Raw genomic sequence first — 15889 nt, forward strand, 5'->3', positions numbered from 1 at the left:
CGAATAACTCCCGCGCAGGGACGCCGGGCACCCCTGCTTCATTAATATCCGGCGGCTGATGCCGCCGGTCTTTTGTCACACGATATGACTGAATTTCAGTGCTTCTGGGCGTAGCCGATGCGGATCAGCGCCTCGGTGATCTCATCCAGGATGGCGGGGTCATCGATGGTGGCCGGCATCTTATACGCCTCGCCGTCGGCGATCTTCTTCATGGTGCCGCGCAGGATCTTGCCGGAACGGGTCTTGGGCAGGCGCTCCACCACCACCACCTTCTTGAAGGCCGCCACCGGTCCGATCTTCTGCCGCACCAGGGCCACCAGCTCGGCCACCACCTGCTCCTCGGGCCGGTTGGCACCCGCCTTGAGCACCACCAGCCCCACCGGCAGTTCGCCCTTCAACTGGTCGGCGGCGCCGATCACCCCGCACTCGGCCACGTCGGGATGGGAGGCGAGCACCTCCTCCATGCCGCCGGTGGAGAGGCGGTGGCCAGCCACGTTGATGATGTCGTCGATGCGGCTCATGATCCACAGGTAGCCGTCGGCGTCCTTGTAGCCGGCGTCGCCGGTCAGGTAGTAGCCGTCGTTGGCGCTCAGGTAGGAGTCGACGAAGCGCTGGTCGTTCTGCCACAGGGTCGGCAGGCAGCCCGGGGGCATCGGCAGCTTGATCATGATGCGGCCGATCTCGCCGGCCGCCTCTTCGTTGCCGTTCTCGTCCAGGATACGCACGTCATAACCCGGCACACAGACCGTGGGGGAACCCGGCTTCACCGGCAGCTCCTCGATGCCGAGGCAGTTGGCGGCGATGCCCCAGCCGGTCTCGGTCTGCCACCAGTGGTCGATCACCGGCACCGCCAGCTGTTTCTGCGCCCACCCCAGGGTGTCGGGGTCGCAACGCTCGCCGGCCAGGAACAGGGCCTCGAAACAGGAGAGGTCGTACTTCTTCAGGTACTCCGCCTCCGGGTCCTCGCGACGGATGGCGCGGAACGCGGTGGGGGCGGTGAACAGGGTCTTCACCTTGTGTTCGGAGATGACCCGCCAGAAAGCGCCGGGATCGGGGGTTCCGATCGGCTTGCCCTCGTAGAGGATGGTGGTGGCGCCGTGCAGCAGCGGTGCGTAGACGATGTAGGAGTGGCCCACCACCCAGCCCACGTCCGAGGCGGCCCAGAACACGTCGCCCGGATCCACGTTGTAGATGTTCTTCATGCTCCACTGCATGGCCACGGCGTGACCGCCGTTGTCCCGCACCACGCCCTTGGGCATGCCGGTGGTGCCGGAGGTGTAGAGGATGTAGAGAGGATCGGTGGCGGCCACCGGCACGCAGTCGGCCGGGGTCGCGGCGGCAGCGGCCGAGGCCCAGTCCACGTCGCGTCCCTCCTGCATGGCGGCCGTGGCCTGGGGGCGCTGATAGATGACGCTGCGCTCGGGCTTGTGGCCGGCGATCTCGATCGCCTCGTCCAGCAGCGGCTTGTACTCGATCACCCGGCTGCCCTCGATGCCGCAGGAGGCGGAGACCATCACCTTCGGCTTGGCGTCGTCGATGCGGGTGGCCAGCTCCCTGGCGGCAAAACCGCCGAACACCACCGAGTGGATGGCGCCGAGACGGGCGCAGGCCAGCATGGCGATGGCGGCCTCGGGGATCATCGGCATGTAGACGATGACCCGGTCGCCCTTCGCCACCCCCTGGTCGCGCAGCACGCCGGCGAATTGCGCCACGGCATCGCGCAACTCACGGTAGCTGTAGCGCTGCTGGGCCCCGGTCACCGGGCTGTCGTAGATCAATGCGGCCTGCTCGGCACGGCCTTTTTCAACGTGACGATCCAGGGCGTTGTAGCAGGTATTCAGCTCACCACCGGCAAACCAGCGGTAGAACGGCTTGCGATTCGCGTCGAGCACCTTGTCCCACGGCTTGTACCAATCGATGGCGGCCGCCTGCTCTCCCCAAAAACCCTCCGGATCCTCCATTGAACGCGCATAGATCTCTTCGTAGCTCATAAGTCTCTTCCGCAGTTGGTGGTAAATACTCGGCCTGAGGAAATCCCGGACCAGGCCATTATGTTAATTGCTTCGCATAGATTACGTTTGCGTAAAGGAAAAATAAACAGCTAAATGCTTATTTAGCCGGATTTTTTTCAAATAACCAGTTCTTTTTATGGTAATCCCTAATAACTGCAAATTAATTTGCAGTCGGTGTTTTTCACTGTAAACCGAGAGAAGGGAAAATCGGCACCGGCTTCCTTGCCAAAGTGCCTTACCAGCGGCGCGGCGTGCCGCTGCTACACCACGTGTTCTGGGGAAATATAGCAAAGATAGCCGGCGGCTGAACCATTTTCACCCGACCTCCCCCGGGGTCGACAGATGGGCCAAACCGCCATGCGGACGCCCGCCTCCAACGGGGATGCTATGCTATACAAGACAAGAAGACGAATTGGAGCCCTTATGCACCTGCAACGACACACCGCCCCGCTGGCCGGCCTGCTGCTGATCCTCATCGCCCTGCCTTTCACCACCCAGGCCCGTGACAGCGACACCCTGATGGGCGCCGTGTTCAGTGAGATCGAGCGGCGCACCATCGCAGAGTACTACCGCGGGCGCTTCGGCCAGCCGGCCTATGAACAGCAGCGGGACAAGGCAGCGAAAAAGCAGAAGGGCCTGCCGCCCGGCCTGGCCAGGCGCGACCGGTTGCCGCCGGGCCTGGAACGGCAACTGGAGCGCAACGGTCACCTCCCGCCGGGACTGGAGAAACGGGAGTTGCCGGAGGGGCTGGAGCGGTTGCTGCCACCCCGGCGGCCGGAGTATCAGCGGGTGGTGGTGGACAACGACGTGCTGTTGATCGAGCTCGCCACCGGGCTGATCCTGGACATCCTCCGGGATGTCTACTAAGAGCTCGCGCGACAAAGATCGCACGACCGGGAAATATCTGTTTTACTTAAGAGAACCGCCCCGTTGCAGCCGCCACCCCGGCCCGTCACGGGACGACACCGAATCATAGGCCAAAGGAGGATGCGGTAATGACATTGAATGATGTATTACAGAACAAACCGGGCGGCGTCATCACCATTCCCGCCAGCATGGACCTGCTGGAGGCGATCAACACCATGTGTGAGCGCAAGGTGGGTGCGCTGCTGGTAACGGCCGCGGACGGCTCCCTGCACGGCATCGCCACCGAGCGCGACATCCTCCGCTACTGCTCCTCCAGCAAGGGCAACCTGCGCGGCGCCGTGGTCGAGGATGCCATGACCCGTCAGCTGATTGTGGTGAGCCCCACCACCAGCGTCGACGAGGCCATGACCCTGATGACCGAGCACCGCTTCAGACACCTGCCGGTACTCGAGAACGGCATCCCGACCGGCATGATCTCCATTGGTGACCTGGTCAAGGCCCAACTGTCCGACATCACGGTTGAGGCCACCTATCTGCGGGAATACATCAGCTACTCCTGAGCCGACACCATTGCCCGCCGCGAGCGCGGCGCGTTCCCGCTCGCGGCAGCCGCCCACGCAGCCCACACCCCCTGTCAAGCCTATGCAATATTGCAACGCCCGGATCGGCCTCGCCCTGCTCTGCCTGCTCGCGCTGTTCGCCGTCAGCCCGGCCCAGGCGGCCGGACAGCAGCTCTTCAACGCCTACCTGGATGCCCTGCCTGTGTTCTGGGATCGCATCTATCCCGCCGGCGGCCGCACCCTCTACTGTGATGAAAAGTTCGGCGCCTATCACGGTCGTCGCTTCAATATCGAACACGTCTTCCCGATGGCCTGGGTGGTACGCGATGAGGGCTGCCGCAGCCGCAAGCTGTGCCGGGAGACGAGTCAACGCTTCAACCGGATCGAGGCGGACATGCACAACCTCTACCCGGTGCGGGCCGATATCAACAAGGTGCGCAGCAGCCTGCCGTTTGCCGAGATCGCCGGTGAAAAGCGCGAGTTCGGCCGTTGCGACTTTGAGTTCCACCCGCGCCAGCGGGTGGTGGAGCCGCGCCCGGCCAGCCGGGGCAATATCGCCCGTGCCCTGTTCCACATGCACGACACCTACGGGCTGACCCTCTACCGGCGCCAGGGCGAGCTGATGAAGCGGTGGAACCGGGAGGATCCACCGGACGCCGAGGAGCGGCGGCGCAACGAGCTGATTGGCAAATACCAGGGGACGCGCAACCGCTTCATCGACAATCCCCAGGCGGCCGAGGCGCTGAGTTTCAAATAACGGATGTTCTCCGCCTCCCTTTGAACGTCAATCCTCCGCCAGCCAGCCGGCCAGTTGCGTCAGCAGCGGCGCGGCATCCTGGTAATCGTGATTCAGCCGGTGGTAGCGCCCGCGCCGCTCCAGGATCAGCGAAGGAAACCCCTCGGCGCCGATCGACTGGGCAAAGTCGATCTCCTGGGTCAATTGCCGGTGGGTGGCCGGATCGTTCAGCTCCCGGGCGAAGCGCGCCTGATCCAGCTCAAGCTCGCCCGCCAGGGCGATCAGGGTGGCGTCATCCGAGGGGTTCCTGGCGCGCAGGTAGTAGGCCTGCTGGATTGCCAGGATCATTGCCGGCTCGAATTCCGCCCCCTGCTGGCGCGCGGCGATCACCGCGCGGCAGGCCGGGTAGGTGGAACGGCGCGGGCGGCAGCGGCTCCAGAAATCAAAATTGAACGACGTGCCCGGCACCCGCTGCTGGATGGTGTGCCAGGTGGTCTGCAGATACTCCTGCAGCGGTCGCGGCATCGGCTGGTCACTGTCCGGGGCCAGGCCGCCCAGCAACCTGACCAGCGGCACGCCGGCCGGCAGGGCGCCGACGATCCGGACCAGCACTGGCCGGAAGGCCCAGCACCAGGAGCACATGGGGTCATGGACATAGTAGAGCCTGCTGCTCATCTGTTACTCCTCCGCGCTCACGAACGGCCAATGCTTCAGTCTGTGGACGACCGCCCGGCCACGCCCAATCCTGTCACTCCCAATCCTGTCACTCCCAGCGCAACACCTCTGCCCGGCGAATTTTTCCCAGCGGGATATACAGTGTCATCTTGCCGCCATGCATTCGCTGCTCCAGTTCGAGTTGCTGGTCACGCAGCGCCATCATTATGCCCTGTTGGGGCTCGGCCTGGTCGGCACCGAAGATCCGCGCCTCACGCCCGAGATAACGCGGCAGCTGGCCCAGCGGGGTGGCGATGTAGCGCGCCCGGGGGGATTTCGGCGCCGGGACGGATGGGGCTGCTCCCTCGCCCGGCACGGCGGCACCCTGCGGAGCGCTACCGCCGAACAGGGGGCTCAGTCCGGCATCGCCCCGCGCCAGGCGGAAGCCCAGATCAGTCACCGGCTGATCGTTGACACTGAGTTTGATACCCAGCAGCCTGACCAGCTCCGCGGCCGTATACTGCTGCAGCCGGGCGGGGTTGAAGCGGCTGTCGGGTACCGCGGTGATCAGCAGCTCACCGGGCCGGCTGATCAGCCGGTGCAGACCCGCCTGCAGATCCGTGCCCGGGATGAAGCCCAGATTATTGGCAAAATAGTCCGCGCCGCGGGAAAACAGCCCGTCGACAAAGGCCGCCGGTTGCAGACCCGCCTGCCCGGCGCAGTACCCGACCGCACGGCGCATGTAGTCCGGGTCTATGCGGTAGTGCAGCGAAAAACGGCCCAGTGTCGGCAACGACTCCATCCCGGGGCCGGGCAGATTGCCGAGCACCATCTCCAGACTCAGCGCCGCCAGGCCATCCAGGGCGAACTCCAACCCCAGGGTGAGTACTCCGGAGCGCCGGTCGTGGTCGTAACGCAGCCGCGCGTCGGCCAGCCGCTGGCGGAAACCCAGGCGCTCGATCTCAGTCTGGCCCAACAGGCCGCCGAGGCTGCAGAGATCCGGGGTGGTAGCCGCCGCGGACCCCCAGGCCGGCAGATAGTCGCTCCCCAGAGGTATCCCCATGCGGCTGACGGCGAGCCGCAGCCGTTGCGGCGGCCGCTGTCGATCGAAGCCACCGAGCAGCTCCAGCAGGAATTCCGGCCCGTCACCCCGCAGTTCGACCCGCTCGATCCGGATTCCCGCCGGCGCCCCGGCCGGCATCAGCGTGATGCCGGTTACCGCCACACTGCCCCTGAGGCTCGACGCGATCCCGTCATAGGTGAGCCTGGCGACTGGCGCCACCTGGGAGGCCAGCCGGTCCAGTTCGCTCTTGACCTGGTAATAGAGCACCCCCTTAACGGCCGCGTAGGCCAGCAGGCCGACGACCACGGGGATCAACAACACTGTTTTCAATCTCACCCGGCAGCTCCTGTCATCACAATTTCGGCCCTCACGGCCGGTCCTCCGGACGCCGGGCAAGAAATGCCTTGCCCTGGGCCATCAGCTCGACAAAGCCCTGCTCGTCGCCGTCCAGCACCCGCCCCGCCACCTGGGTGACCGCGTTGAGCAGGGTCACCAGGGCACGCGGGCTGTGGGCGTTGAGGGACTGGATCTCGAAATAAAGGTAGGGATTCTCTTCCGCCACCCGGCTGGCCACATCCATCTGGGCGTCGAAGGTGCTGCTGGAGAGGGTCGCCAGCGCCTCCGCCTGCTCGCCGCTCTGGGAGAGGGCGTTGAAAAAGGCGATATTGACGGCATGGGAGAGGCCCAGCACATAGGCCATGGCCCGGTCATGCCCGTCCAGTGACATGCTCACCTGCTCCACCATGGTGGAGGCGAACAGCGCCTGCACCGTGGCGGTAGCGGCGGCATCACCCAGATCCACGAACACCACATTGCGCCCGGAGAGCAGCTCGGTATCGGGACCGAACATGGGATGGATGGAGGTGACATGGCAGCCGGCGGCACGCAGTTTCTGCAGGGCGTCGGCCAGTGGCCCCTTGAGGGAGCTGATATCGAATATGACCCCGCCCGGCCGGCGCTCGGCCAGCTGCTCCAGCAGCCGCACCGTCTGCTGGATCGGCGCGGCGATGACTATCAGGTCGTGGCTGAGATCGCTCTCCTCCAGGGCGAGGTGACGCCGATGACCGGAACGGGCCGGCAGCGGATCACAGATCTCCACCGCGTAGCCCTGGGCGTCGAGGAAGCGGACAAACCACTGTCCCATCTGACCGGCGCCGCCGATCACCAGCGCCCGCTGGCCGCTGCCGAATCCGTGGGAGGCGACCTTGTCCAGCTCCTGGGCCGCCAGCGAGGCACGGATCAGCAGCCGGAACATCTCCTCGCCGATCTCCTCATCCAAGCCGACCCGGCGGGCGGTGCGCCGGGCCAGATCCAGCACATCCTTCTCCCGGGCATAGTCCCGCGTCCCCCTCCCGGCGGAGGATTTGACCCGGCCGATCTCGGCCACGATCTCCTGGCGGCGCGCCACCATCTCCAGCAATTCTACATCGAGCCGGGAGAGTCGCTCCCGCAGCACCTGCAGATCTTTCATCTTGCCATCACCTGTCTGGGCCGACCGGAGGCCGGTCCGCTGATGCCGTTATCACAACCGGCGCAATTTTGTCATGAATCTCTCGCAATGGGTTCGCGTCCGCTCAAGCCGGCCTGGGCAGGGTGATCGCCTCGCCACCGGCGAAATACTCCCCGGCGCCCAGGCGGCCCAGCGGGTTCAGGCGCTCGGCATGGATCTTGAGCCGGCCCTTGGGGTCCCGCTCCGCCACCCCGTCGTCGATGTAGAGGTGGGTCAGGCGACCGAAGATCAGCGCCTGGGGCGCCGCACCCAGCTCCATCACCTCGTACAGTTCGCAGGCCATGGCCAGGCGGCTGCCGGCCAGGCGGGGCAGCCGGGAGCCGGGGAAGTCGGCCAGCTCCAGCCCCAGATGGGTGATCTCCGACTCCCCGGCGGGCAGGGTTGCCGAACTGGCGTTCAGCTGATTGATCTGATCGACCCCGGCGATATGCACCACGAAGGAGCGCCGGGCCTCGATGTTGACCCGGGTGTCCTTGGGCGCACCGTCCGGTTTCTTGCCCAGCGAGATCATGATCAGCGGCGGATCGCTGCAGACGGCATTGAAATAGGAGAAGGGGGCCAGGTTGTAGTCGCCCGCGTCGTTCTCGGACAACACCCAGGCAATGGGTCGGGGGACGATCGCCTGGGTCATGGCGAAATAGGTCTCGGAGCTACTCAGGTCATCAAGGTCGATAATCATGCATTACAGTCCAGGCTGATCAGGGGGACATACATCTCGTGGGACGAGAGGCCGCCATGTACGCCGATATGGCTGAGCGGCCGCTCTCCGGGCAGTTCGCTGGTGATTATATAGTTCTCTTTCATTAGCAGGGCATAGTGACCAATGCGGTCGTGCAGCCGTGGATGCGCCACGCCCAGGCCGAAGCGCCCCTCGTTCAACAGCTGCGCGCTACGGCACAGGGTCGCCGCCTCGCCCAGCCGGTCGGTGACATAATGCTCGAAATGCCCGGTCCGGTCCGGATGCACGTAACAGAACGCCAACCGGGGTTCGCCGCACAGCGGCATCATCAGGGTCTCGGCCAGCTCCGGGTGGGCCGACAGCCGCAGGGTCCGCTCCGGGGTGGTATCGACAAATCCGTGATCCGCCGTCACCAGCAGTTGGGTGTCGGTCCCGCGCAGATTCTCCACCAGCCCGGCGAAGGCCTGATCCAGTGCGGCCAGGTGTACCGCCACCTCGGCGCTCCCCACCCCATGCTGATGGGAGAGACTGTCGAATTCCGGCCAGTAGGCATAGATGAAATTACGCCCCTTGCCCGCATCCACCGCACCGGCGATGCCCTGGAACATCCCCTGCAGCCCTCCCCGGTAGGGACGAAGCCGGCCCGCTCCGGTGAACGCCCGGTTGAAGGTGGTACCGGCGATCCAGTCCGGTATCACCAGATGGCTCTGCGCCGCCAGCCGGTCATAGAGCGGCGGCACCCCGCTCAGCCGGCGCGGATTCAACTCCCGGTCATCGATCGGCATGCGCCCCAGCCGCGTGGTGTAGGGGAGCACGGTGAGGATGGTGCCCACTTCGGCGAAATAGGTAAACCAGCCGGTCAGTCCATGCTGCTGCGGCGGCAGGCCGGTGAGAAAGGTGGGTATCGCGGTGGCCGTGGTGGACGGGCAGACCGAGGTCAGCGAGTCCACACAGTGGCGGAACAGCACGCTGTGCGGGGCCTGCCCCTTGAGATGCAGATAGCCCAGTCCGTCCACCACCAGCAGCACCAGGTTGCGCACCCGGCCCAGCCGCTCGCGGTCCAGCCGGGCGAGCGGCAGATACCCGGTCTCCCAGCCCCCCATCGCCAAGGCGATGGAGGACATGAGATTGGCAATGCTGCCGCCATGATAGTCGGGAAAGATCATCCTGGATTCCTCAGTTGACCGCTTCGAGCTGCATGTAAGCCATTAACATGCAAAAAGTTACTCTGCAATCGTCGATACACCCATCGGGTGAAGGCCGCTGCGACCGCCAGTGCACGCACCCTGGCGGCCGTCCAACTGAGGATACTAGGATCATGGATCAGGCGGCGATCTCCACCAGCTCCAGCTCGAACGTGAGGGCCTTGCCGGCCAGCGGATGGTTACCGTCCAGGGTGACGCTGCTCTCCGCCAGTTCGGTCACCACCAGGCGAAACACCTGGCCTTCCGGCCCCTGGGCCTGCAGCTGCACGCCGACGGCCAGCTCGATTTCGGCCGGGATCTGTGCCCGATCCACCTGCTGCACCAGCTCCGGCTGATGCTCGCCATAGGCCTGATCGGGCGGGATATGCACGGTGCGGGATTCACCCTCCTCCATCTCCGCGAGCGCCTGTTCGAAACCGGGGATCACCTGCCCCTCCCCCAAGGTGAACTCCAGCGGCTCGCGGCCGGCGGATGAGTCAAACTGGGTGCCATCGTCGAGGATGCCGGTGTAATGGACTTTGACCGTCTGGCCAGGTTGTGGTGTGGACATGGATCGTCTCCTGGTATCTGCGTCGATTGAACTGGCGGGCAGGGCACGGGCACCCGGACCGCCCTGAAGGATTGCCACCACGCACAAGTACACGGCTAACAAACCGTAAGGAGTCTACCGGACTCCTTATCCCCTGAGGATAGGGGAACAATGCCATTTTATCATGGCATGATTTCAGCCCCGTTGCCCAGCCAACGCTGTCATGCCGTGCCGCCCCAGCGTGAGCTACGGGTTTGTGCCTTAGGGCTCGCGCAAAAATAAGTTCCGGTATTCGGTCGCCACTGGACCCCGCCGCCGGCGTTAGGCTTTTTGGCGAGGGAACAGGTTTGTCCATGGATGGACTTATGCCGCGGAGGCCATGGAAGGCCGGGAGCGGCCATCGCCTGCAAAGCGTGCCTTGCCGGCATGGTCCAGTGACGCCCTCGGTACTACGAAATTATTCTTGCGCGAGCCCTTAGCCGGCACGGGCCGGCCGGAAGATCACCACCGCGCCGGGCAGCTCGCCGTTGGCGATCGGATAGGCCGAGTACTCCACCGCGAACGGCGCGCCTTCCGCATGCCAGAACACCCCGACCAGCGGGTGCGTCCGCCGGCCCTGACGGTAGGCACCATACACGGGCGACTCCTCTTCGGGGAAGGCGGTCTCATCGGCCCGGGTGTGCTGCACCAGATCGTGAAACTTGCTGCCGGTCAGCTCTTCGCGGCTGTAGCCGAGCAGCTCCAGGGCGGCTGGATTGGCAAAGGTGCAACGCCCGATGCCGTTGAGGCCGCAGATGCCGTCGCCGGCGGACTCCAGCAGCAGCTCCAGCTGCTGGTGCAGGTGGCTCAGCTCCCGTGCCGTCTCCTGCTGGGCGGTCACATCGAGTCCGATACCACCCACCATCTCCATTTCACCAGAGAGTCCGGTAATGGGAAAGCGGACCATCTGCCACTGAGTCGGACGATCGCCCCAGGGATGGATTTCGGTGCTCTCCACCACCTCGCCAGCCTCCAGCACCCTGCGCTCCTCCTGCAACCGCGTCGCCAGATCCCGTTCCGGCCAGATATCCGCGGCGCTACGGCCGAGCACCGCCGCCTCGCTCAGGTGATTGGTTCTTTCCCAGGCCGGATTGACGAACAGATATCGCCCGGAGGCCGACTTCATGTAGGCGATGCCCGGCAGATGCTGCATGAAGGCGGTAAACCGCTGGTTCATCTCGCGGATCTCTCCGGTTTGCACCCTTACCTGACTGCGCAGCAGCAGCACGCCAATGGCCAGCATCAGCATCAGCAGCATCAGGAACAGCAGCACCCAGATCAGCCATTCCGGGATCTCCAGCGTCGCCGTATCGCCGAACCAGCGCTCCTGCAGCTGGTAGAAAGAGGATTCCCGATCGCCCTTCAGGCGGGTCAGGTGATAATCCAGCCGCTGGATGCGCTTGGCGTTGGGGATCTGGCCATTGAACGGGGAGAGGGCGACCCGGATCTCGGCCGGGTTGAAGATCACCGACGACTTGATCAGCGGGTACTGACGGAAGCCGGCCAGATCGAACGAACGCGGCACCAGCCCGGCATCCACCGGCCCCTGGTCGACCCAGGCGAGCACCGACTCGTAGTCACTCACCTCGAGGAACCGCACATTGATGTCGAAACGGGCGGCCAGCTCCTTGAGATCGGCGAAGTGGGGATCGCTGGAGAGCGCCACCACGGTCTTGTTCGCCAGGTCCAGGGGGGACTTGATCACATCCTTGCCCGCCATCACGATCTGCCCCCAGTTCACGTAGAGGCTCTCGCGGTTGTAGTCGAGGCGGCGCTGCTTGGCCTCGTTGGAGGAGATCGGCGACAGCATCGCGATATCACCCAGCGCCAGCCGCTGGTTGCACTCATCCCAGTCGCAGGGGACGTACTCCAGCTCCCAGCCCTCGGCCGCGGCGATCAGATCCAGCAGGTCGATGACAAACCCCCGCGCCACCCCTTGACTGTCGACCAGCGACAGGGGGGGATTTTCGTGAATACCGACCCGGATGGTTTCCGCTGCCGCCGGGCCACCGAGGAAAAGCAACAACAGCAATGGCAACAACCGCTTGAAAAGCATGGTGATTTTATTTTGTTGGGCCAGCCAGGTCATAGGCAAAAGTGTATCCCTTTCCCGGGTAAAAATGGATCGTTTTCTTGTACTGCGCCCATAGAGCGGCCCGATGTCGATACTTTTTCCAGCAACAACAACGACTAACCGGGTCCCGCCCGCGGCGTTTCCCCTGCACCCCCGGAGCACCCTATAATAGGCCGCTCTATCTCTCTAGCAATCGAGTTGATCCATGAACCGCCCCAAAGACCGTACCGCAGAACTCCTCGCCCTGTTGCAGCAGCGCATCCTGCTCCTGGATGGTGCCATGGGCACCATGATTCAGCGTCACAGTCTGGTGGAAGCGGACTACCGGGACGAACGCTTCGCCGACTGGCCTTGCGATCTGAAGGGCAACAATGACCTGCTCTCCATCACCCAGCCGACACTGATCGGCGACATCCACCAGGCGTATCTGGAGGCCGGGGCGGATATCCTGGAGACCAACACCTTCGGCGCCAACCGCATCTCCATGGCGGACTACCGGATGGAGTCGCTGAGCCACGAGATGAACCTCGCCTCGGCGCGCCTGGCCCGCCAGGTGGCGGACGCGGCCAGCACCCCGCAGCGGCCGCGCTTTGTCGCCGGCGTGTTGGGCCCGACCAACCGCACCTGCTCGCTGTCGCCGGACGTGAACGACCCCGGTTTCCGCAATATCACCTTCGATGACCTGGTCACCGCCTACGCCGAGGCGACCCGGGGACTGATCGAGGGCGGCAGCGACCTGATCCTGATCGAGACCATATTCGATACCCTGAACGCCAAGGCGGCAATCTTCGCCGTGGAACAGGTGTACGAGGAGGAGGGCGTGCGCCTGCCGGTGATGATCTCCGGCACCATCACCGACGCCTCGGGCCGCACCCTGTCGGGCCAGACCACCGAGGCGTTCTACAACGCCCTGCGCCACGCCCGGCCGATCTCCATCGGCCTCAACTGCGCCCTGGGGCCGGACCAGCTGCGCCAGTACGTGGAGGAGCTGTCACGCATCTCCGAGACCCACGTCTCGGCCCACCCCAACGCCGGCCTGCCCAACGAGTTCGGCCAGTATGACCTGGATCCGGCGGCGATGGCGAAACAGATCGGCGAATGGGCGGCCAGCGGCTTCCTCAATATTGTCGGCGGTTGCTGCGGCACCACCCCGGCGCATATCCGTGCCATGGCCGAGGCCATCGCCGGCCGGCAGCCGCGGCCGCTGCCGACGATCGCGCGCGCCTGCCGCCTCTCCGGCCTGGAGCCCCAGACCATCGACCGCGACAGCCTGTTCGTCAATGTGGGCGAGCGTGCCAATGTCACCGGCTCGATCAAGTTCAAGCGCCTGATCATGGAGGAGCAGTACGACACGGCGCTGGAGATCTGCCGCCAGCAGGTGGAGAACGGCGCCCAGATGATCGACATCAACATGGACGAGGCGATGCTCGACTCCAAGGCGGCGATGGTCCGCTTCCTCAACCTGATCGCCACCGAACCCGACATCGCCAAGGTGCCGGTAATGGTGGACTCCTCCAAGTGGGAGGTGCTGGAGGCGGGCCTCAAGTGCATCCAGGGCAAGGGGGTGGTCAACTCCATCTCCATGAAGGAGGGCGAGGCCAACTTCCTCCGCCAGGCAACCCTGATCCGCCGCTACGGCGCGGCCGCCGTGGTGATGGCCTTCGACGAGGAGGGACAGGCCGACACCCTGGAGCGCAAGGTGGCGATCTGCAGCCGCGCCTACAAGCTGCTCACCGAGCAGGTGGGCTTTCCGCCGGAAGATATCATTTTCGACCCCAACGTGTTCGCCGTCGCCACCGGGATCGACGAGCACAACAACTACGGCGTCGACTTCATCGAGGCGACCCGGCGGATCACCGCCACCCTGCCTCACGCCCTGGTCTCCGGGGGTATCTCCAATGTCTCTTTCTCGTTCCGCGGCAACAACCCGGTGCGCGAGGCGATCCATGCGGTGTTCCTCTATCACGCCATCCAGGCCGGCCTCACCATGGGCATCGTCAACGCCGGCCAGCTGGCGATCTACGACGACCTGCCGGTGGAGCTGCGCGAGCGGGTGGAGGACGTGATCCTCAACCGCCGCGCCGACGGCACCGAGCGGCTGCTGGAGATCGCCGAGAAATACCGCGGCGACGGCGCCGCGATGGAACAGAAGGAGGACCTGGCGTGGCGCGCCTGGCCGGTGGAGCAGCGCCTGGAACACGCCCTGGTGAAGGGCATCACCGAGTATATCGAGGCGGACACCGAGGCCGCGCGCCAGGGGGTGAAGCGCTCCCTGGAGGTGATCGAGGGGCCGCTGATGGACGGCATGAACCGGGTCGGCGACCTGTTTGGCGCCGGCAAGATGTTCCTGCCCCAGGTGGTGAAATCGGCGCGGGTGATGAAGCGGGCGGTGGCCTATCTGGAGCCCTTCATCCAGGAGGAGAAGAGCGTCGGTACCAGCCAGCCCAACGGCAAGATCCTGCTGGCCACGGTGAAGGGCGACGTGCACGACATCGGCAAGAACATCGTCGGCGTGGTGCTGCAGTGCAACAGCTACGAGGTGATCGACCTGGGGGTGATGGTGCCGGCGGAGACCATCCTGCAGAAGGCGGCCGAGCACAAGGTGGATATCATCGGCCTGTCCGGCCTGATCACCCCCTCCCTGGAGGAGATGGTGCATATCGCCCGGGAGATGGAGCGGCTGGGGATGCGCATCCCGCTGCTGATCGGCGGCGCCACCACCTCGCTGATCCACACCGCGGTGAAGATCCATCCCGGCTACAGCGGCCCGGCGGTCTATGTGCCGGACGCCTCGCGCGCCGTGGGCGTGGCCAGCAGCCTGCTCTCCGCCGATCGCCGCGATGAGTACATCAGCCGGATCAAGAGCGAGTATGCCGATGCCCGGGCACGCCGCGCCAGCCAGCAGGAGAACCGCAACCTGATCCCGCTGGCCGAGGCCCGGGCCAACCCGGCACCTATCGACTGGGACAGCTACCGGCCACCGCTACCCCGGCGGCCGGGCATCCACCTGCTGGAGGACGTCGACCTGGCGGAGTTGGTGCCGCTGATCGACTGGACCTTCTTCTTCCACGCCTGGGAGCTGCGCGGCAGCTATCCAAAGATCCTCCAGGATGCGGAGAAGGGCGAGGAGGCGCGCAAGCTGTTCGCCGACGCCCAGGCCATGCTGGCGCAGCTCATCGAGCAGAAATGGCTGCGCGCCAACGCCGTGATCGGTATCCTGCCGGCCAACAGTTGTGGTGATGACGTGACCGTCTACCGGGACGAAGCCCGCAGCGATGTCGCCACACGGTTCCATTTCCTGCGCAAGCAGGGCAAGCAGCCGGCCGGCCGCTACAACGACTGCCTGGCCGATTTTATCGCCCCGGAAGGGCGCGGCATCAAGGATTATATCGGCGGCTTCGCCTGCAGCGCCGGCATCGGTATCGACCAGAAGGTGGCAGAGTTCGAGTCCCAGCACGACGACTACAGCGCCATCATGCTCAAGGCGCTGGCCGACCGCCTGGCCGAGGCGCTGGCGGAGCAGTTGCACCTGCTGGTGCGCCGCGAGTTCTGGGGCTACGCCGCCGATGAGGCGCTGGATACCCGCGCCCTGCTCAAGGAGCAGTACCAGGGCATCCGCCCGGCCATCGGCTACCCGGCCACCCCGGATCACACCGAGAAGCGCATCCTCTGGGAGCTGCTGGACGTGGAGGCCCAGACCGGTATCTGGCTGACCGATGCCATGGCCATGGTGCCGACCGCCGCCGTCAGCGGCCTCTACTTCAGCCACCCCGAGGCGCGTTACTTCGCCGTGAGCAAACTGGCCCGCGATCAGGTGGCCGACTATGCCGTGCGCAAGCAGATGAGCCTGGCGGAGGCGGAGCGCTGGCTGGCGCCCAATCTCGGCTACGATCCCGAAACGTCCGCGGGTTAGACCGTCCCCCGCATAGCCCGGTACAGGCGCGCCCTATGGGCGCCATCA

General features: G+C 65.1%; 12 protein-coding genes. 4 read left to right on the top strand and 8 right to left on the bottom strand.

The genetic code is table 11. From position 1 onward, the window contains the following. Positions 1-95 precede the first annotated feature (95 nt). Positions 96-2006: a propionyl-CoA synthetase gene (locus tag O9K64_RS11185; RefSeq protein ID WP_275098211.1), complete on the bottom strand. Its 1911-nt coding sequence runs from the start codon at positions 2004-2006 to the stop codon at positions 96-98. A 429-nt stretch (positions 2007-2435) separates the two neighbouring features. On the opposite strand from O9K64_RS11185, the gene O9K64_RS11190 reads away from it, so the two are divergent. The 3 genes from O9K64_RS11190 to O9K64_RS11200 all read left to right on the top strand — a co-directional run bounded on the left by O9K64_RS11190 (position 2436) and on the right by O9K64_RS11200 (position 4196). Then, on the top strand, positions 2436-2879 hold the full coding sequence (locus tag O9K64_RS11190) for a hypothetical protein (RefSeq protein ID WP_275098149.1): 444 nt from the start codon (positions 2436-2438) through the stop codon (positions 2877-2879). Between the two features lie 128 nt (positions 2880-3007). Beyond that, entirely contained in the window at positions 3008-3439 is a 432-nt protein-coding gene (locus O9K64_RS11195; RefSeq protein WP_275098150.1) for a CBS domain-containing protein, read from the top strand. A gap of 82 nt (positions 3440-3521) precedes the next feature. Further along, positions 3522-4196, top strand: coding sequence for an endonuclease I family protein (locus tag O9K64_RS11200; RefSeq protein ID WP_275098151.1), 675 nt, complete (start codon positions 3522-3524; stop codon positions 4194-4196). Between the two features lie 27 nt (positions 4197-4223). Here O9K64_RS11200 and O9K64_RS11205 read toward each other — a convergent pair whose 3' ends face one another. The 7 genes from O9K64_RS11205 to O9K64_RS11235 form a co-directional block, all read right to left on the bottom strand. Then, a complete protein-coding gene (locus O9K64_RS11205; RefSeq protein WP_275098152.1) occupies positions 4224-4850 on the bottom strand; it encodes a DsbA family protein in 627 nt (208 codons plus the stop codon). Positions 4851-4938: 88 nt separating this feature from the next. Beyond that, positions 4939-6228, bottom strand: a complete 1290-nt coding sequence (locus tag O9K64_RS11210; RefSeq protein WP_275098153.1) for a hypothetical protein — start codon at positions 6226-6228, stop codon at positions 4939-4941. Positions 6229-6259: 31 nt separating this feature from the next. Further along, the gene (locus tag O9K64_RS11215; protein ID WP_275098154.1) at positions 6260-7363 is read right to left on the bottom strand and encodes a bifunctional chorismate mutase/prephenate dehydrogenase; all 1104 of its coding nucleotides are present in this window, start codon (positions 7361-7363) and stop codon (positions 6260-6262) included. 103 nt (positions 7364-7466) lie between these two features. Then, a complete protein-coding gene (locus O9K64_RS11220) occupies positions 7467-8081 on the bottom strand; it encodes a flavin reductase family protein (protein ID WP_275098155.1) in 615 nt (204 codons plus the stop codon). Then, positions 8078-9247, bottom strand: coding sequence for an alkaline phosphatase family protein (locus tag O9K64_RS11225; protein ID WP_275098156.1), 1170 nt, complete (start codon positions 9245-9247; stop codon positions 8078-8080). Before O9K64_RS11225 ends, O9K64_RS11220 begins: the two co-directional genes overlap by 4 nt. Positions 9248-9404: 157 nt before the next feature. Continuing rightward, entirely contained in the window at positions 9405-9836 is a 432-nt protein-coding gene (locus tag O9K64_RS11230; RefSeq protein ID WP_275098157.1) for an FKBP-type peptidyl-prolyl cis-trans isomerase, read from the bottom strand. A 454-nt stretch (positions 9837-10290) separates the two neighbouring features. Further along, complete coding sequence (locus tag O9K64_RS11235) at positions 10291-11943, bottom strand: PAS domain-containing protein (protein WP_275098158.1); 1653 nt, start codon at positions 11941-11943, stop codon at positions 10291-10293. Between the two features lie 190 nt (positions 11944-12133). Here O9K64_RS11235 and metH point away from each other — a divergent pair, with 190 nt between their 5' ends. Continuing rightward, positions 12134-15841, top strand: coding sequence for a methionine synthase (gene metH, locus O9K64_RS11240; RefSeq protein WP_275098159.1), 3708 nt, complete (start codon positions 12134-12136; stop codon positions 15839-15841). Positions 15842-15889 lie beyond the last annotated feature (48 nt).

It is taken from the genome of Sedimenticola hydrogenitrophicus, from assembly GCF_029017505.1.
Lineage (GTDB): Bacteria > Pseudomonadota > Gammaproteobacteria > Chromatiales > Chromatiaceae > Sedimenticola > Sedimenticola hydrogenitrophicus_A.

Bases quoted from the DNA above. Each gene is read 5' to 3' on its own strand.
- O9K64_RS11220 (WP_275098155.1), bottom strand. From the start codon at position 8,081: ATGATTATCGACCTTGATGACCTGAGTAGCTCCGAGACCTATTTCGCC.
- O9K64_RS11225 (WP_275098156.1), bottom strand. From the start codon at position 9,247: ATGATCTTTCCCGACTATCATGGCGGCAGCATTGCCAATCTCATGTCC.
- metH (WP_275098159.1), top strand. From the start codon at position 12,134: ATGAACCGCCCCAAAGACCGTACCGCAGAACTCCTCGCCCTGTTGCAG.
- O9K64_RS11190 (WP_275098149.1), top strand. From the start codon at position 2,436: ATGCACCTGCAACGACACACCGCCCCGCTGGCCGGCCTGCTGCTGATC.
- O9K64_RS11195 (WP_275098150.1), top strand. From the start codon at position 3,008: ATGACATTGAATGATGTATTACAGAACAAACCGGGCGGCGTCATCACC.
- O9K64_RS11230 (WP_275098157.1), bottom strand. From the start codon at position 9,836: ATGTCCACACCACAACCTGGCCAGACGGTCAAAGTCCATTACACCGGC.
- O9K64_RS11215 (WP_275098154.1), bottom strand. From the start codon at position 7,363: ATGAAAGATCTGCAGGTGCTGCGGGAGCGACTCTCCCGGCTCGATGTA.
- O9K64_RS11205 (WP_275098152.1), bottom strand. From the start codon at position 4,850: ATGAGCAGCAGGCTCTACTATGTCCATGACCCCATGTGCTCCTGGTGC.
- O9K64_RS11235 (WP_275098158.1), bottom strand. From the start codon at position 11,943: ATGACCTGGCTGGCCCAACAAAATAAAATCACCATGCTTTTCAAGCGG.
- O9K64_RS11200 (WP_275098151.1), top strand. From the start codon at position 3,522: ATGCAATATTGCAACGCCCGGATCGGCCTCGCCCTGCTCTGCCTGCTC.